Source organism: Streptomyces sp. NBC_00286, assembly GCF_036173125.1.
Classification (GTDB): Bacteria; Actinomycetota; Actinomycetes; order Streptomycetales; family Streptomycetaceae; genus Streptomyces.
The window spans coordinates 1,486,122-1,502,552 of record NZ_CP108054.1; the positions used below are offsets into that span (position 1 = coordinate 1,486,122).

The 16,431-nt window shown below is 69.7% G+C and carries 17 protein-coding genes; 9 read left to right on the forward strand and 8 right to left on the reverse strand.

The window, feature by feature from the left end:
- Positions 1–123 precede the first annotated feature (123 nt).
- From OHT21_RS06845 to OHT21_RS06860, 4 genes are read left to right on the forward strand one after another with little or no spacing between them, the layout of a single operon-like run.
- The gene (locus OHT21_RS06845) at positions 124–1,092 is read left to right on the forward strand and encodes an ABC transporter substrate-binding protein (RefSeq protein WP_328767352.1); all 969 of its coding nucleotides are present in this window, start codon (positions 124–126) and stop codon (positions 1,090–1,092) included.
- On the forward strand, positions 1,089–1,862 hold the full coding sequence (locus OHT21_RS06850; RefSeq protein WP_328767353.1) for an ABC transporter permease: 774 nt from the start codon (positions 1,089–1,091) through the stop codon (positions 1,860–1,862). Before OHT21_RS06845 ends, OHT21_RS06850 begins: the two co-directional genes overlap by 4 nt.
- Entirely contained in the window at positions 1,859–2,638 is a 780-nt protein-coding gene (locus tag OHT21_RS06855; protein ID WP_328767354.1) for an ABC transporter permease, read from the forward strand. The genes OHT21_RS06850 and OHT21_RS06855 overlap by 4 nt, the downstream gene beginning before the upstream one ends.
- Positions 2,639–2,658: 20 nt before the next feature.
- Positions 2,659–3,492, forward strand: a complete 834-nt coding sequence (locus tag OHT21_RS06860) for an ABC transporter ATP-binding protein (RefSeq protein WP_328767355.1) — start codon at positions 2,659–2,661, stop codon at positions 3,490–3,492.
- 174 nt (positions 3,493–3,666) lie between these two features.
- On the opposite strand, the gene OHT21_RS06865 is transcribed toward OHT21_RS06860, so the two are convergent.
- A complete protein-coding gene (locus tag OHT21_RS06865) occupies positions 3,667–4,338 on the reverse strand; it encodes an MmyB family transcriptional regulator (RefSeq protein WP_328767356.1) in 672 nt (223 codons plus the stop codon).
- Between the two features lie 252 nt (positions 4,339–4,590).
- Between OHT21_RS06865 and OHT21_RS06870 the strand changes: the two genes are divergently transcribed.
- The 3 genes from OHT21_RS06870 to OHT21_RS06880 are packed head-to-tail and all read left to right on the forward strand — an operon-like array spanning position 4,591 to position 7,051.
- On the forward strand, positions 4,591–5,265 hold the full coding sequence (locus tag OHT21_RS06870) for a helix-turn-helix domain-containing protein (RefSeq protein WP_328767357.1): 675 nt from the start codon (positions 4,591–4,593) through the stop codon (positions 5,263–5,265).
- 32 nt (positions 5,266–5,297) lie between these two features.
- Positions 5,298–5,828 (forward strand): toxin-antitoxin system, toxin component, encoded by a 531-nt coding sequence (locus OHT21_RS06875; RefSeq protein WP_328773979.1) that lies wholly within the window; start codon positions 5,298–5,300, stop codon positions 5,826–5,828.
- Positions 5,829–5,839: 11 nt separating this feature from the next.
- On the forward strand, positions 5,840–7,051 hold the full coding sequence (locus OHT21_RS06880; protein ID WP_328767358.1) for an MAB_1171c family putative transporter: 1,212 nt from the start codon (positions 5,840–5,842) through the stop codon (positions 7,049–7,051).
- Here OHT21_RS06880 and OHT21_RS06885 read toward each other — a convergent pair.
- The 5 genes from OHT21_RS06885 to OHT21_RS06905 all read right to left on the reverse strand — a co-directional run bounded on the left by OHT21_RS06885 (position 6,970) and on the right by OHT21_RS06905 (position 12,384).
- A complete protein-coding gene (locus OHT21_RS06885) occupies positions 6,970–8,367 on the reverse strand; it encodes an FAD-dependent oxidoreductase (protein ID WP_328767359.1) in 1,398 nt (465 codons plus the stop codon). The genes OHT21_RS06880 and OHT21_RS06885 overlap by 82 nt on opposite strands.
- A gap of 71 nt (positions 8,368–8,438) precedes the next feature.
- Entirely contained in the window at positions 8,439–9,617 is a 1,179-nt protein-coding gene (locus tag OHT21_RS06890) for a DUF6545 domain-containing protein (RefSeq protein ID WP_328767360.1), read from the reverse strand.
- Positions 9,614–10,861: an MAB_1171c family putative transporter gene (locus tag OHT21_RS06895; protein ID WP_328767361.1), complete on the reverse strand. Its 1,248-nt coding sequence runs from the start codon at positions 10,859–10,861 to the stop codon at positions 9,614–9,616. The genes OHT21_RS06890 and OHT21_RS06895 overlap by 4 nt, the downstream gene beginning before the upstream one ends.
- Before the next feature lie 2 nt (positions 10,862–10,863).
- Positions 10,864–11,463 carry a toxin-antitoxin system, toxin component gene (locus OHT21_RS06900; protein WP_328767362.1) on the reverse strand — a complete coding sequence of 200 codons (600 nt, stop codon included), beginning with the start codon at positions 11,461–11,463 and terminating at the stop codon, positions 10,864–10,866.
- A gap of 273 nt (positions 11,464–11,736) precedes the next feature.
- Entirely contained in the window at positions 11,737–12,384 is a 648-nt protein-coding gene (locus OHT21_RS06905) for a hypothetical protein (protein ID WP_328767363.1), read from the reverse strand.
- 399 nt (positions 12,385–12,783) lie between these two features.
- On the opposite strand from OHT21_RS06905, the gene OHT21_RS06910 reads away from it, so the two are divergent.
- Positions 12,784–12,999 (forward strand): hypothetical protein, encoded by a 216-nt coding sequence (locus OHT21_RS06910; protein ID WP_328767364.1) that lies wholly within the window; start codon positions 12,784–12,786, stop codon positions 12,997–12,999.
- A 245-nt stretch (positions 13,000–13,244) separates the two neighbouring features.
- Here the strand turns inward: OHT21_RS06910 and OHT21_RS06915 are convergent, their stop codons facing one another.
- Positions 13,245–13,931, reverse strand: a complete 687-nt coding sequence (locus OHT21_RS06915) for a 4'-phosphopantetheinyl transferase family protein (RefSeq protein ID WP_328767365.1) — start codon at positions 13,929–13,931, stop codon at positions 13,245–13,247.
- A 288-nt stretch (positions 13,932–14,219) separates the two neighbouring features.
- Between OHT21_RS06915 and OHT21_RS06920 the strand changes: the two genes are divergently transcribed.
- The gene (locus tag OHT21_RS06920) at positions 14,220–15,389 is read left to right on the forward strand and encodes an ATP-grasp domain-containing protein (protein ID WP_328767366.1); all 1,170 of its coding nucleotides are present in this window, start codon (positions 14,220–14,222) and stop codon (positions 15,387–15,389) included.
- A gap of 30 nt (positions 15,390–15,419) precedes the next feature.
- Here the strand turns inward: OHT21_RS06920 and OHT21_RS06925 are convergent, their stop codons facing one another.
- Positions 15,420–16,295, reverse strand: a complete 876-nt coding sequence (locus OHT21_RS06925) for a sulfotransferase family protein (RefSeq protein ID WP_328767367.1) — start codon at positions 16,293–16,295, stop codon at positions 15,420–15,422.
- Positions 16,296–16,431 lie beyond the last annotated feature (136 nt).

Sequence of the window (16,431 nt, forward strand, 5' to 3'; positions counted from 1 at the left end):
TCAACGACTCGCACGTCACAAGCATTGACCATCTTGATGCAGGCGTTCTACGTTCGCGCCTGAGCACTACTGTGCGGTGTGCGCACAGCCCGCCCTCCCGGCACTGTCCCATTAGGGGGAGTCATGCGTCGTCTGCTCATCGGCCTGACGGTCTCAGCGGTGTTCGTCACCGCGTCGGCCTGTGGCTCGTCCAATTCCAGCGATTCGGCCGGTGACACCGCGGCCGACGGCACCACCACCGTCAAGGTCGGGATCATTCCCATCCTGGACGTGGCCCCCGTCTACTTGGGCCAGAAGAAGGGCTTCTACGAGAAGCGCGGCCTCAAGCTGGAGCTGACGCCCGCTCAGGGCGGGGCCGCCATCGTGCCCGGTGTCCTCAACAACGAGTTCCAGTTCGGCTTCAGCAACACGACGTCCCTGCTGGTCGCCCAGTCCAAGAAGGTGCCCGTCAAGGTCGTGGCGAACGGTGTCGCCTCCACCGCCGAGGAAGGTGCCGACTTCATGGGCACCACGGTGAAGAAGGGCAGCCCGATCAAGTCCCCCAAGCAGTTGGAGGGCAAGAAGGTCGCGGTCAACTCGCTGAACAACATCTGCGACACCTCGATCAAGGAGTCGGTCCGCAAGGACGGCGGCGACGCCTCCAAGCTCAAGTTCGTCGAGATGCCCTTCGACCAGATGCCCGCCGCGCTCGAGAACGACGATGTCGACGCCGCCTGCACGCCGGAGCCCGCACTCTCCACCGTCAAGGAAGCGGGCGGCACAGCCATCGCGGCGAGCTTCTACGACGTGGACCCGAACCTCACCGTGGCCATGTACTTCACCTCCCAGCAGTACGCGAAGCAGAACCCGGAGTTGGTGAAGAAGTTCCAGGAGGCGACCGCCGAGTCCCTCGAGTACGCCGACAGCCACCCGGACGAGGTCCGCGAGATCGTCGCCACGTACACGAAGATCCCGCCGACCCTGCTGGAGAAGCTGACCCTCCCCCACTGGCCGGCCGAGCCGAACCGCGCCTCCATCGAGCGGCTGGCCGAACTGGCCAAGCAGGACGGTCAGTTGAAGGAAGACCCCGACCTGGACGCGCTGCTGCCGTGAAAGCCGAAACCGCTCTGCTGGGCACGGCCGGATTCGCGGGCTTCCTCGTCCTGTGCGAGGCGGTCCCGCGGACCGGCATCGTCTCCGAGGACTACTTCCCGCCGGTCACCCGCATCGCCGACGCCCTGGTCACCGAGCTCGGCGACCAGACGTTCTGGACCGCGCTCGGGGACACGCTCACCGGCTGGGCACTGGGCCTCGCGATCGCGGTGACCGCCGGGATTCTGGCGGGCGTGCTGATCGCGGTCACGCCGTATCTGCGCGACGCGACCGCCTCCACGATCGAGTTCCTGCGCCCGATCCCGTCGGTCGCGCTGATCCCGCTCGCGGTGCTGCTCTACGGCACGGAGCTGCAGTCGGTGCTCCTGCTGGTGGTGTACGCCTCGTTCTGGCAGGTGCTGATCCAGACGCTGTACGGCGTCCAGGACGTCGACCCGGTCGCCGACGAGACGGCCCGCTCGTACGGCCTGGGCACCTGGGCCCGGGTCCGCCACGTCCTGTGGCCCACGGCCCTGCCGTACATCATGACGGGTGTCCGGCTGGCCGCCGCGGTCGCCCTGATCCTGGCGGTGACCGCCGAACTGGTCATCGGCGCCCCGGGGTTGGGCCGACGCATCGCCGTCGCCCAGAGCTCACAGGCGGTGCCGGACATGTATGCGCTGGTGGTCGTCACCGGTGTGCTCGGCCTGCTGATCAACGTGGGCGCGCGCACGGTGGAGCGCCGCGCGCTGGCCTGGCACCAGTCGGTACGCGGGGAGGTGGCGGTGTGAAAAACCTGGCCCTGCGCCTGTTCTTCGTCCTCGCGCTGCCCCTGATCCTGGTGATCGCCTGGTGGTTCGCCTCCGACAGCAGCACCGACGTGTACTGGCCGCCGCTGCGCACGATCCTCACCACGTTCCCGGACGTGTGGACGGGTGAGCGGCTGCGCGACGACGTCCTGCCCAGTCTGCTGCGCCTGCTGGCCGGCTACACGGCGGCGGCCGTCGTCGGTGTCGCGCTGGGCACGGTCATCGGCTCGTACCGCCGCGTCCGGGCCGTGTGCGAACCGGTCCTTGAGTTCCTGCGGGCGGTGCCGCCGCCCGTGCTCGTGCCGGTCATCATGCTGTTCGCCGGCATCGGCGACACGATGAAGATCGCCGTGATCGCGAGCGGCTGTGTGTGGCCGATCCTGCTGAACACGGTCGAGGGCGTACGGGCGGTGGACTCGGTGATGTCCGAGACGGCCCGCTCGTACGGCATCACCGGCCCGGCCCGGCTGCGTCATGTGGTCCTGCGGTCGGCGAGCCCGCAGATCTTCGCGGGGCTGCGGCAGGCGCTGTCCATCGGCATCATCCTGATGGTCATCAGCGAGATGTTCGCCGCCAGCAACGGGCTCGGCTTCACCATCGTCCAGTTCCAGCGCAACTTCGCCATCCCCGACATGTGGACCGGCATCCTGCTGCTCGGCCTCCTGGGCTTCGTTCTCTCCGTCCTCTTCCGACTGGTCGAGCGACAGGTGCTCGGCTGGTACCACGGTCTGCGCGACACCTCCCGGCGGTCGTCGTGACGCTTGCGAAAGGGCAGTCCATGCTGGACGTACGAGGCCTCAAGAAGGTCTACGAGGGTTCCGGTCGCCGCGTGGAAGCGGTGCGCGACCTCACGTTCACCGTCGACGCGGGCGAACTCGTCTGCCTGGTCGGCCCGTCGGGCTGCGGCAAGACGACGCTGCTGAAGTGCATGGGCGGACTGCTGACGCCCACCTCCGGCGAAGTACTGCTGGGCGGGCAGCCGGTGACTGGGCCGCCGCCCGGGATGGCTTTCGTCTTCCAGGAGTACGGGCGCAGCCTGTTCCCCTGGATGCGGGTCCGGGACAACGTCGAACTCCCCCTGAAACAGAAGAAGTTGAGCCCTTCCCGGCGGCGCGAGCTGGTCGCCGACGCCCTGGAGTCGGTCGGCCTCACCGACGCCGCGGGCGCCTACCCGTGGCAGCTGTCGGGCGGCATGCAGCAGCGCGTGGCGATCGCCCGCGCACTGGCGTACGAGCCGGATGTCCTCCTCATGGACGAGCCGTTCGCGGCGGTGGACGCCCAGACACGCGCGGACCTGGAGGACCTGGTGCGCGGCCTCTGGCAACAGCGCGGCATCACGATCCTCTTCGTGACCCACGACATCGACGAGGCGGTGTACCTCGGCGAGCGAGTCCTGATCCTCTCCACCTCCCCGACCGTCGTCCAGGAGCAACTGAAGATCGACCTGCCCGCAGAACGCGACCAGTTGCACACCAGGGTGGCCCCACGCTTCGCCGAACTGCGCACGCATGTGTACGAGCAGATCCAGGCGGCGAAGCGCGGCAAGGCGGCGGACCTGGAGGACGCGAAGGACATGAAGGACATGAAGGCGGACGCGCCGCCAACTCACTGATACCTGAGCAGCCTTGGTGAATTCCGGTGCGCTACCGCGCCCCTAAAGGAGGCCGCAGGCCTTCCTTTAGGGGCGCGGGGCTGTGTCAATTTGCGGCCCGCCGCGCGGGCGCGACCAGCCACGACGAGCCCGCAGCCAAGGAACGCACCTTGGAACCGCCCCCAAGCGGAACGCTCACGCCTCGGCGGCAGGCACCACGCTGAGGTGACTGGTCGCCCGCCGCACGCGCGCACCCGCACGCACCGGCCCCGTCGAGCGGCGGGCGTCTCGCAAAACGAGCGTCATGCGCGTATACCCCATGTCCTTGAGGGTCTTGGGGGTCTCCCCCACGATCCGGCAGTCGGTGCGCCCCCACCGCGGGTCCGGGTGCCACAACGGCCGTACCGCGCCGTCGTGTTCGAAGGCGGCGGGACCGACCTCGCGGATCCAGTGCGGCAGCCCGTGCCGGTACGCGGCGTCCATGATCGGGTCCTGGGCGATCTCCCGGAGGATGGACCGCAGCACCGGGTCCTGCCCGTGCCGCTCGATCGCGGCGGCGAAGTGCGCCAGCATCGGCAGGCACCAGCTCGACTCGTGCTCGGCGAGAACCGTGCCCGCTTCCGGATGGAACAGGACGAACCGGAGGAAGTTGTCCCCCGGCATGGCCGTGGGATGCGGACCCACACCCCGAAAAAGTGTCTCGAACGCGTCGTTGGCGAGGACGACGTCCCAGCGATGGTCGAAGACGAGGGAGGGAAAGGGGACGGCCTCCAGGAGTGCGGCGTAGTCCTGCAAATAGGCCTGGGCCCTCAGACTCTCGGGGGCGGGTCGCGGCCGAGACCGCTGCCCTCCTGCCTGGTACTCCATCGGGAGGTCACCCCTCTTGCCTCTGCGGCCTTACACGCGGCGTCGCGATCCTGCTATCCCCGGCTCCGTCGCGTCAACTATCGTGGCATTTGCCGCCTGTTGACGAACGAATCGCGCCACAGTTGTGGCGAGCGCTGGATGCGAGTTCGAGGCAGGGGCTAACCTCTCCGGGCAGTTCACCGTGAACTGCGCGGGTACTGCGCGCGTACTGCGCAGTTCACGGCCGGTCGAGACAACGCGGGAGATCAGTCGGTGACGGATGGCTTCGAGGTTCCGGGCGCCACGGCGACGGGTCTGCTGCCGGCCGTCGTGGCGCGTGTCGCCGCCCTCGCCGACCGGCTCGGTGTGCCGCACAGCCAGGTGTTCGACGTACGGCGGCTGTCCGTCGCGTCGGGTGTGCCGGAGGTCGTGGTGCAGGCGCTGCTGAGCGGTCGACCCGCCGGTGAGCCCGATCTGCAGACCCGCTTCCTGCAACGCCTCGACCTGTTGCGCCGTACGCGTCTGAAGCCGAACGGCCGCCGGTACACCCAGCAGGAGATCGCCGACGGCGCGGGAATGTCGCGTCAGCAGGCGGGCGCCCTGATCAACGGCGACCGGCGCCCCACCATGGAGCACTGCGACGCCATTCAGCGCTTCTTCCGAGTGCACGCCGGGTTCTTGACCGCCGAGGACCCCGAGGCGCTGGCCGGCGCCCTCCAGCGCTCCGAGCAGGAGCTGCTCCAGCAGCTCGCCGACCGCGAGAGAGCCGACCGGGAGAGAGCCGCGGCGGCCTCGAGCTCGGACGACCCCTTCGAGCAGCTGCTCCAGGACCACGGCGTACGGGGCATCGCCTGGCGCGCCGCACAGCTGCCGACGGATCAGCACCGGGACAAGGTCGCGGAATGGCTGGACATGCTCCTGGAGAGCGTCAAGCGGCCCGAGTCGTGACCCGGGAGAGAACAGTGGGCATCGGAAAAGACATGCGCCGCCTGTGCGGCGAGCTGGTCGGCGAGCTCTCGCTCCCGGCACCGGCGGAGCCCGCCGACCTCTACGCCGCGTTGTGCGGAGCCATGAGCAGACGCCGCGGCCGTCCGGTGCGGTTCCGTATGGCCGCCTTCCCGCCCGGCACCGCCAGTGGCCTCTGGCTCGACATGGCGGACCAGGACCTCGTGGTCATCGAGGAACGCACCGCGCCCGACCACCAGTTGGTCATCCTCGGCCATGAGCTGTGGCACATGAAGGCCGGACACTGCGCCCACCACGTGGAGGGCGCGGCCGTCGCCGCCCGTCTGCTGTCCGACGACGCCGATCTGCAGGCGACCGTTCTGAAGGTGGCCGCCCGGACCCGGTTCGACCTCGCGGACGAGCAGGAGGCGGAGGGCTTCGGGCTGCTGCTGGCCAGCAAGTGCCGTGCGTGGCTGCCCGGTTCGGCGCAGCGCGGGCCCATGTCGCGGGACGGGGTCGCGGGCCGGATCGGTGCGTCCCTCGGCTACCGCGGGCCACGGGCCTGAGCCGCCACGCCATGGACGACTCCGGCTACTACATACCGGCCGTCGCGATGGCGATCGCGCTCGCCGTCAAGACGCCCGCGCTACTGCGCTCCTGGCGTGATCCGCTGCAGCGATCCGTGTGCACCCTCATCGCGCTGTCCGGCCTGGTGTTCGTCTTCGCCGCCCCGCCGACGATCACCGAGGTCAACCGCCTCACCGGGATCGCGAACTTCTCGGGCCCGCTCGTCTACTGCCTGCTGAGCGCCTTCAGCGCCGCCTGTCTGGTGCTGATCATCAACTGGCGCGGCGGTCCGCCGGAGGCGACCCGACGGGCCGCCCGTCGCTGGATCGCCGGGTACGGCGTGGTGATCGTGGCGCTGATCGTGCTCTTCGCCCTCGGGGACGCGCCGGAGGAACGGCTGCGGGACCTCGACACGTACTACGCCAACACGCCGTTCATCCGCGAGATGATCGTGCTCTATCTCGTGTCGGTCACCGTCGCGGGCGTCGCGATGGACGTCATGTGCTGGCACTGGGCACTTCAGGTACGCGGCTGGCTACGGGCCGGGCTGCTGGTCATCGCGCTCGGCTTCTCCTGCAACATCCCCTACTCCATCACCAAGTTCATCGCCGTCATCGCCCGCTGGAACGGCGGGAACCTGGACGACCTCAGCACCTACGTGGCGCCCGCGATGGCCTCCGCCGGAATGCAGCTCAGCGCACTCGGCTTCTGCATCCCACCGGCCGGCCAGCGAATCGGTGACGTCTGGAGCACCTGGTCCACCTATCGCCGTCTCGGGCCGCTGTGGCGCGAGTTGAGGCCCCTCGCACCGCCCAAGGACCGTGCCGTACGCATCGCGTGGTGGTCGCCCCCCGAACTCCAGGTGACCCAGCGGGAGTCCGACATCCACGACGGCATGCTCGCCCTGTACCCGTACTTCGACACGGAGCTCCGTACGAGCGCGTACGAAGCTGCCGTGGCCGCCGGCTCCGATCCGGCCCAGGCGCGGGCGGAAGCCGACGCGGCAATGGTGACGGCGGCGGTACGAGCGCGGGCCGCCGACCCGGAGGGCAGGGTCATCAGCTCGGCGACGGCGGACGCGGCGCCACCCGCGTCCGCCGAAGCACCCCGCGACTTGGTGCGGATGTCCCTGGCCCTGCGTCAGTCCCCCGTCGTCACGACCGCCGCTTCCTTCTCGGTCAGCGGAGGTCCGCTCAACCGGGGCTTCTTCCGGCCGAAGTAGACCAGGGCGAGCATGTCGGGCCCGAACAGCCGGGTCGGTTCCTTCTCCATGCTCATCACGTCCAGCAGGATCCGCAGGGCGTGCGGATTGCGGGAGCCGGCGTCGGCGGCCTTGTCGACGAAGGCGGCAAGCGTCTTCTCCAGACGGGTGGGCGGCTGCTCGCTGGCACCCGGCCGGAACACGTCCTGGCCCACGGCCAGGCTCCAGGCGTTCTCCACGGGCCGGGCCGCGGTCTTCTGGATGCGCTGTGCCGTGCCGGGTGCGGTGAGTTCCTGCTCGCGCAGCACACCGCGCAGAGCGAGGACGCTCTGGGCTGCCGCGCTCATTCCGTGCCCGTAGATGGGGTTGTAGCCGGCGACGGCGTCGCCGAGGACGGCGAAGCCTTCGGGCCAGCGGGCGGCCTTCTCGTAATAGCGGCGCTTGTTGGCGGTGCTGCGCGTGGTGACGACGTCGGTCTCGGGTTCGGCCCTGGAAAGGAGCTCGCCGATGATGGGGTGGGCCAGCTTCAGGGCGAAGGGCACGAACTCGTCGTTGTTGCTGGTGGGTTGACCTCCGCGGCTGCCGGACAGGGTCACCAGCCACCGGCCGCCTTCGATCGGGACGATGACGCCGCCCCGCGCCGGGTTGCCCTGGGGCTCGGCCTGGACGTTGACGATCGGGTAGTCGACGACGCCGGCCGGCGGGCGGTAGATCCGGCTGGCGTAGCCGATTCCGGGGTCGACCGTGCGCTCCTGGACGGGCGGCAGCCCCAGGTCCCGCAGCCAGAGGGCGGCGCGGCTTCCGCGCCCGCTCGCGTCGATGACCAGGTCAGCGGGGAGGGTGCGCTCCGCGTCCGCCTCGCGGATGCGCACTCCTGTCACCCGGTCCGCGCTGCCTTCCAGGCCCAGCAGTTCGGTCTGCTGCAGCAGGGTGATCCGCCGGTCCGGCAGCACGTCGGCGCGGATCGTGGCGTCGAGCAGATCACGGCTGCCCTGGAGCATGGTGTGCCGGGACTGGGAGAACCGCCGGAACCACTGGCCCGACGGAGCCCTGGACACCAGGTCGGTCATGATGCGGGCTCTACGGGCGCCGCGGTCGACGAGTCGGTCCGTGATGCCCGGCAGGATCTCCTCGAGTGCCTTGACGCCGCCGGACCAGAACAGGTGGGCGTGGCGGGCCTGCGGCACTCCCTTGCGTGGCCGGGGGCCGTCCGGCAGCAGGTCGCGTTCGACGATGGTGACGTCGGCGTGCTCGGCGAGTACGGCGGCGGCGAGCATGCCCGTCATTCCCCCTCCGACCACAACGGCGGTGCGACGAGGGGCAGTTCTGTCAGACAAGTCGGACACTCCTTCTGTAGCTCCCGATACCTGATGCTGCACCAGTTGCTGCACCTGTTGCCGCCGATACGTCAGCCATGTCCGGCGGCCGCTCGCAGAGCGGACTGCCGACGAGCCTCCGCCACGATCGGAGAGGACGCCAACGCCTCTGCCAGCCCTACCATCTGACGGGGCGTCGATACCGACCGCAAGGTTCCCGCGTCCGATGGCATGCCCGCACCGTGCCGACGTGACGCCTGCACACGGGCCGCAGCGAGCATCGCCGCCTCGGCCACCACCTCGGCCTGATCGGGAGCGAGGGTCACGAGGGCTTTCTCGTACGCCATCGCCCGTACCTGGTCGTCGAGATACGGGGAGCAGGCGAGGACGCCGTCCCAGATGGAGATCTCCTGCCGTGCCAGGCGCGTCACAGGCGGATCCCACCAGCGGATGACGCCAGTCGCGGGCGCGCGCAGCGTGCGCAGTTCCGCCGCCAGAGGCTTCAGCAGCCGGTAACGCCTCCAGGCACGGGCGTTGTTCACCAGAGGAGGCCCGATGCGGGGCAGGGCGAAACCGCACGCGCAGGTGATGCCGGCCAGCATGACCAGCGGAGGCGACACGACGGTGGACAGGACATCCCAGTCGTTCCCCAGCCAACGGGCAGCCGTCGCCGCGTACTTGACGGTCTGATAGCACCCGTCGAAGAACAGGCCGACGACGATCAGCGTCAGCCCGCGCCGGATCATGCCACGCACCTCCCGCAGCCACCGCACGCTCATGACCATGAGGGCGACGGTGGCGGCCGTATGCGCGATCAGATACAGGACGATCATCTCGCGCATATAGGGGGTGTTGGCGTAGTACGTGTCCAGGTCCCGGGCGCGTTCCACGGGGACGTCGGCCAGGGCGAACAGGACCCAGATGCCGACGATGACCAGCCCGTACACGCCCGTCACGAGCAGGGAGGCTCGCCGTCTCCGCTCCGGCGATCCGCCCTCCCAGTTGATCATCAGGACCAGATAGCCCGCGCTCAGCGCCGTCAGGCCCCCGTACACCAGTGGGGCGCTGAAGTTGGCGATGCCGGTGATGTCGTTGACGTAGCGGATGGTGGGCGGGGCGGACAGGATGCAGACCAGCGAGCCGTTCAGCAGGATCGCGCCGGTCGACGCCACCAGCGGGTCACGCCACAGCGTCCTTCCGGCCGAGAGCTTCAGCACGGCGGCCAGCAGGAGAAGACAGCCGGGGATGTAGAAGACGATGCCGCTGCTCACCGTATGGGGGTTCTCTCGTCGTCTGCGGCCGGGGTGGCCGCTGCGGCGGCGCGGGCTGCCGCCACGATGGGGGACGTACGCAGGGCGTGCGCGATACCGATCAAGGACGGTCGCGTCACGGGGAGTTCGGCGTTCGCGGGGTTGTCCACCTGCTCGGTGCCCCCACTGTTCTCTGCGTGGTCCAGGAAGCCCGCCGATGTGGGCGGTCCGGCACGTCGGCAGGCCTGCACGGCCACGGCGATCATCGCCGCGTGCCCGATACGGGCGGCGCTGTCGGCGCTGTGTCCCGCCGCAACTGCTGCCGTGTGCGCCTGCGAGCGGACGTCGTAGTCGAGGTGGGGACGGATCAGTCGCAGCCCGTCTTCGATTCCGGCCTCGCGTCGGGTGAGGTGGATGAACGGCGACGCGTACCAGGGAATCGGGGCGGCCAGCAGACTGCCCGGGTGGATGCCGCTGAGCTCCCGCCACAGCGGGCCGAGCCGCCGCCAGGTCGTCACGGCACGCCGGACGGCGGTCGCCCACGGGCCGAGAAGCGGCAGCGTGAAGCCGGCGACGGCGACGGCGGCCGCCACGCCCACCAGGCGGGGCGCGAGAGTCGTGCTCAGCATGTCCCAGTCCCGACCGGCCCACCGCGCGATCACCGCGGTGAGCTTGAGACCGCTGAAGGACACATTGAGCAGCCAGGCCAGGACCAGCAGCCACAGTCCCGCCCGAAGCCATCCGTGGACCTCCCGTGCCCAGCGCAGGCACAGAACGGTGCTGGCGACGGCGGCCGTCATATGGCCGAGCAGATACAGCACGACCATCTCGCCGGTCCACGGGGTCCTGGCGTAGTACGTGTCGAAATCGGTGAGCCGCTCGCTGGGTGCGTCGCCCAGCACGAACAGGGTGATCAGTACGGCGATCAGGACGCCATAGCCGGCCGTCCAGCGCCGGGTGAGGCGGCGTACGTACGGCTCGGGCCCGCCACGCCAGTGGATGATCAGCACGAGGCAGCTGGCGCTGTAGGCGCTCACCGTCGCGTACACCAGCGCGGCGGAGAAGTTCGCGATGCCGGTCGCGTCGTTGAGGCCGGCGACGGTGCGCGGAGCGGCGAGGAAGAAGCCGACGCCGCCGAGGAAGATCACCCAGCAGACGGCTCGGATCAAGGGGTCGCGCCAGGAACGCAGCAGGCCGGGCAGCTTGAGTCCCAGTCCGGCCCAGCAGACGAACGCGGGTATGTAGTAGTAGGCGGAGGCGTCCATGCTCAGACCTGCGGCCGGCGGCTGCCCAGTGAAGCGCCGATCCGGCCCGCGATCTGGGTACGGTCCGTGTTCTCCGGCTTCCCCTCCAGCCAGACCCGGAAATGGGTCACGGCTTTCAGCGCGAAGGTCTCGGCGTCCTGCTCGACCTGTTCGTCGAACACGGACCGGGCGGCGACCCGTACGACGACCGGCTTCAGATGACGCAGATCGGCCCGCTGGTCCAGCATCCGGGCCGCCACCGTGGCGCCCGCGATGTGGTGGCCGCAGTCGCCCTTGATCATGTGCCAGATCTCGTGGAAGAGGATCGCGAGCTGGTGCAGCGCGGTGGCCCGCTTGTCGACGAGGATGAGGTCCTCGTCCGGCAGGTCGAGCCACAGCCCGGTCGCGGTCCGGTGCGGGAACTCCTCCTTGAGGAGCACCACATTGCGCCCCCGGATCTCGCTGAGGACTTCGATCAGGGCGGCGAACAGTTCATCGGGATCGGTGGGAGAGGTCAGTTCCCGTCCACCGGAACGCAGTTCACCCGTCAGCCGGTCGATGAATCGACGCATCTCCTTCTCGGCCTGAAATTCCCCGACCAGCCGCGTGACAAGGCGACGCATCGACTGACTACTCCTCACATCCCGGACCCCGCCCGGCAAATATTCCAGACGGAGGGGCCTGCTGCCAGGCTTACGGGGACTTCATGAACTCCGGCACACATTCGCGCCCCGTAGGGGCGCGGGGCTGTGACATTTGCGGCTCCGCCGCGATGGGGGTCCTCCCGCTCTGGGGGTCCCCCCAGGCCCTCAAGGCACTGGGGGAGCAGCCGAGAGTGGGTGAGCGACCAGCCCCCACCGGCCCGCAGGCTCATCACTGCGCCTCCAGCGGAACGCTTATCGGTCGCGGTCCCGCCGCCGCAAGATCGTGTCGATCCAGTCGGCGACCAACTCCTGTTCCGCATCGCTGAGTTCCGCGGCCCGATGGGCGATCCGGCGCAGCCCGTGTGCCTGCCGCAGCCGGGCCAGCGGGTCCTCACCGGCCGCGGCGCGCAATTCGGCCAGTACGGGTTGGAGGGCGTCGTCGAGGGCGGAGGCGGGCTCGGCGGACAGCCAGCCGTTGGGCGCGCCGAAGAAGAACTCCTCGATCCCGGCCTGAGTAGCCGCCAGCGGGCCGCCGGAGCGGACCGCGCGCGGCTCCGCCCCCTCCCCACCATGCGTTTTCCTCCGGCTGTTGACGAGGTTCGACAGGGAGGCCCGGGACGCGCCGAAGGAGGCGGCGATCTCTCCGTAGGAGTGCCGGTGCCCGTCGTCGCGCCGCCGCGTTTCCCGCAGATGCTCGAAGCGGCGGATGATCCGGTCGGTGATGTCCTCCGCGGGGGGCTCCTTGCCGTCCAGGAGCGTCTCGATGACGTCCCGGGGGACGCCGCTGTCGACCGAGAGCCGTTCCACGTCGAGCACGTCGTCACGGCTCTGTCCCGCCTCCGCGAGGAGGGCGTCGAGGTGGCTCAGGGTCTCGGCGAGCGCACGGAGCGGATCTCTCACCGGCACATCTCCTGAAGTGAGGTGGTGGCGCGAACTGCCTAGTTGATGTTCCGCACGATAGCCGCTGCCGGGGCCCACCGACCAACGAGAAGAAACTGAAATAGCCACAGACGACTACTTCAGTTGACACCACTCCCCATACCTTGCAGGATCATGACACGACGTAAGGACCGGTCATCGCACCGCGACCACGGCAGCATCGCCGTGCCCGCGGGGGCGAGGCTCGCTTGTGCCCCACGGGGGAGGGCACATCGGGCGCCGTGGTCCGCGGCCGCGCACCGTTCAGGTGTCCGCGGCCGCGGACCGATTGTCAGTGGTGGACGGCAAGCTGGACCCAGCGCCACCGCTGTGCGACGGCGCGTGAACAAGAGAGCCGAGCCGAACCGGGAGAGTCGTCCGATGCCGACCGCCGTACTGACCGATCACGAACGCACCGCCGTGCAGGCCTATCTGCGCCTGTTGCACACCGTACGAGCCGCGCTGGACGGCCCGCCCGGCACGCCGCCCCGCCCCGTCGTCGTACCGCCCGCCGCCCTCGCGGAGGCCGAGCGCGCCCTGGAGGCGGCGGGCCTGGCGGGCAACGAGGAGGCGTTCTTCCGCCTGCTGCACGCCTAGGTCCTGCCTCTCCGATCTTCGTGGATCAGCGCGCGGCGTCTGGTGCTGGGGGCACCTCCCACGCCCTTCAGGCAGTGGGGGAGCATCGGCGTGCGGCCGCATCGCCCTCGTACTGGACGTACTTGGGTGATGCGGCCGTGCGGCGAGGTGCCGTGCCAGGCGTCGCGCGCCCGCGAAGATCGGGGAGACAGGGCCTAGCCCCACAGCCGTGACGATCCCCGGCCGGGCGCCCGGCGGAAACGGGATCAGCCGCGGTCGTACGAGACGGCCACCGCGGTCGCCACAAGACCCCGGCCCACCGTCCAGCGACCGTCGAAGTGGTCGACGCGGCGGCCGTCCACCACCGGGCCCGGCACCAGGAGCCGGGCCCGGAAGGCACCCGAGGTGGTGCGCCCTGGAGCCAGGCCCACCTTTATGTCCGCCTCCGTGAAGTCGAGCCACTTCCGGGTGAGGGGGAACCACGCCTTGTAGACCGACTCCTTGGCGCTGAACAGGAGTCGGTCCCAGTGGACCGCGGGGTGCCCGGACGCGAGCGCACGCAGCCGGGCGTCCTCGGCCGGCAGGGACACGGAGGACAACACGCCCTCCGGAAGCGGCAGATGGGGCTCCGCGTCGATGCCGAGGGAGGCCAGGTCGGTGGCGCGGGCGAGCGCTGCAGCGGCGTAGCCCTCGCAGTGCGTCATGCTGCCGATGAGTCCGTCGGGCCACTGCGGGGCCCCGCGGTCACCGGTCAGCACGGGCTGCGGGGGAACGCCGAGCTTGTCCATCGCACGCCGGGCACAGGCACGTACGGCGGTGAACTCGCGGCGCCGCTTCTCCACGGCCCGCGCGATCAGCGCCTCTTCCTCGGGATACAGGGCCGCGCCCTCGATCGGTTCGTCACCGTTCGCCTCCACGGTCACGACCGCGTCCGGGAGCAACTCCTCGATCACTGGATCCGAACCTCCATCGGCAGAATGCGAGGCAGCGTACCCAGCGGTGCCAGTCCGCGGTGAGCAGGGTGCCGGACCGCGGCGTGAAGCCATACCCGTGAAGCCATACCAGGGCGGGGCGTAATCCGTAACACGGACGTAGCAGCGATCATGCCCCGGAACCCCTATGATCGGCCCTACACAACCGCGCGCTCACCGTTTTCGAACGGCGGTTTTGTGTACCTCCAAACTCCATGGCCGGGCTCGGCCTGCTTCGCCGTGCCCGCGAACCTTGAAAGGACGGCCTGAATGGTCTCTCGCGTACGCGTCTGGCTCAACCGCACGTACGCGGAGAACGTGTTCTTCATGGATCAGCTGCGGGATAATCCCAGCGGCCGTCCGGTCGAGATCCATGCGACACACGGTGACCCAGACTCCCCCATCCTGGCCGCCGCCGACACCGCGGAGCTCGAACCGCAAGGGCTGTCCCCGGCCGCGTACGTCGAGTACGCCCTCGATCAGTGCGCCCGGCACTCGATCGACGTGTTCGTTCCGGTGCTCCACCAGGCGGCGGTCGCCGCGCATCGCGAGGAGTTCGCCGCGGTCGGTACGGCTCTGCTGGCGCCGCCCGCCGAGGCCGTGACGACCTTCCAGGACAAGGTGACCGCGTACGAGGCGGTGCGGGCCCTCGGGCTGCCGGTGCCGCCCTGGTGGCGGGTGCGTACCGAGGACGAACTCGTCGCGGCGGTCGACGCGTTGGACGCCGACGGCCACAAGGCCTGCTTCAAGCCGGCCGCGGGTGCGGGCGGAGTCGGCTTCCGCATCATCACGCGCTCCCCCTTCTCGCTCATGCACCTGGGCGGCTTCCCCAGCCCGTATGTGCCGCTGAACCTCGTCGTCGACGCGCTGCGGCAGGCCGACAGCCCCGTCGACTGGCTGGTGATGCCGCGTCTGGAGGAGCCGGAGGTGTCCGTCGACTGTCTGACGGGGCCGGACGGGCGGGTGCGGATGGCGGTGGGCCGGACGAAGAACGGCCGTCGGCGCGGCTTCACGCTGCAGCCGTCCTTCATCGAACCGGCACGGCTCATCGCCCGGGCCTTCGATCTGCACTACCTGACCAATGTGCAGTTCCGTATGTTCGGGGACGAGCCGGTGCTCATGGACGTCAACACGCGCCCGGCCGGCGGACTGCACCAGCTCTCCCAGTGCGGGATCAACGCCCCTTGGGCGGCTGTGCGGCTGGCGCTCGGCGAGGACCCGGGCGAGTTGGTACCGCCGTTCCTGGGCCAGGACTACGCGGTGGTGGCGGGGCCGCGACCGGTGCGTCCGGTGTCGGTGCCACAGCCTCAGCCGCAGCCGTCCCTGGACGAGCGCCGGCCCACTCCCCTGCCGGCCGTCCCCGCCCCCGATGGGGGTGCCCCCGCTCGAGCGAAGCCGAGAGTGGGGGAGGAGTCGGCCGCCACTCCCACCCCTGCCTGATCGCACTCGCCCGGACGTCTTCGTACCCGGTCAGTCGACCGGGTACCCCCACTCACGCGCCAACTCGACCAGCCGCGGCGGCAGTTCGGCGCCTGGGTCGGCGGGGCGGGCCGACTGGATGCGGCCCGACTTGATGGTTTCGCTCCAGTCGCCGAGCTGGGGGCGGAAGGTGCCGTGGTCCTTCTTGCCGTACTCGAGCATCCCGGACTCCCAAGGCACCTTGAGGTAGTCGCACAGGCCCCGGGTCACCGTCTCGGGGTCCGCGGTGAGCTCCTCGTACGTGATCACGTGGGCACCGGTGAGCTGCTGCCGGGCCTCCTCCAGCTTTTCGCTGTAGTCGAGGACCTCGCGGCGGATCTGTTCGTGGTCCGGGTCGGCGCGACGGTTGGTGAGGGAGGTGACGACCGCGCCCGGGTGGCGGAGCAGGACGATGTAGCGGGCGTCGGGCCAACATCGTTGCAGCCGGGGCCAGATGAGGGTGTTCGGCGGCGTCTTGTCGACGATGATGTCCTTGCCGCTGCGGGTGAGCTCCAGATGAAGCACGCGGTCCCACAGGACGTGTTCCAGCTCCTCCTTGTCCAGCTCCAGCGCCTTCATGGCGTCGGCCGTGAAGTCACGGGCCAGGTGGACGTGGAGGGTGCGCAGATGCATCTCGTGCGGGGCGCGGATCTTGGAGTGGCTGTTCAGCAGGACGCGCAGCAGGGTCGAGCCGGAGCGCACCGAGGACAGGACGAAGACCGGGGAGTCGACCAGGCGCGGGGCGCGCGGGGCGACGTACCCATCCTTCGGGGTCCGCTGCGCCGGCATGGCGTCGAGGCTCCGGCGGGGCGGGCTCACCGCCTGGGCCATCAGTCTCCCGCGGCGCTTCAGCCCTTTGCGGATCGCCGAGATACGTGGGTCCCGCACGGTGACACCCCTCTTTTTCTCTCACCTACGCCTTGCCGCGCCATCCCAGGGGTACAGGGCGAACTTCAGGTGTCGTAAAGGCAACAGGACGTGGTCACGGCGGGCCGAAAACCCGCCGTGACCTGGGCTCTTACCC

Coding starts and splice junctions, on each gene's coding strand:
- OHT21_RS06845 (WP_328767352.1), top strand. CDS start 124: ATGCGTCGTCTGCTCATCGGCCTGACGGTCTCAGCGGTGTTCGTCACC.
- OHT21_RS06860 (WP_328767355.1), top strand. CDS start 2,659: ATGCTGGACGTACGAGGCCTCAAGAAGGTCTACGAGGGTTCCGGTCGC.
- OHT21_RS06865 (WP_328767356.1), bottom strand. CDS start 4,338: ATGGAGTACCAGGCAGGAGGGCAGCGGTCTCGGCCGCGACCCGCCCCC.
- OHT21_RS06875 (WP_328773979.1), top strand. CDS start 5,298: ATGCGCCGCCTGTGCGGCGAGCTGGTCGGCGAGCTCTCGCTCCCGGCA.
- OHT21_RS06880 (WP_328767358.1), top strand. CDS start 5,840: ATGGACGACTCCGGCTACTACATACCGGCCGTCGCGATGGCGATCGCG.
- OHT21_RS06895 (WP_328767361.1), bottom strand. CDS start 10,861: ATGGACGCCTCCGCCTACTACTACATACCCGCGTTCGTCTGCTGGGCC.
- OHT21_RS06900 (WP_328767362.1), bottom strand. CDS start 11,463: ATGCGTCGCCTTGTCACGCGGCTGGTCGGGGAATTTCAGGCCGAGAAG.
- OHT21_RS06910 (WP_328767364.1), top strand. CDS start 12,784: ATGCCGACCGCCGTACTGACCGATCACGAACGCACCGCCGTGCAGGCC.
- OHT21_RS06920 (WP_328767366.1), top strand. CDS start 14,220: ATGGTCTCTCGCGTACGCGTCTGGCTCAACCGCACGTACGCGGAGAAC.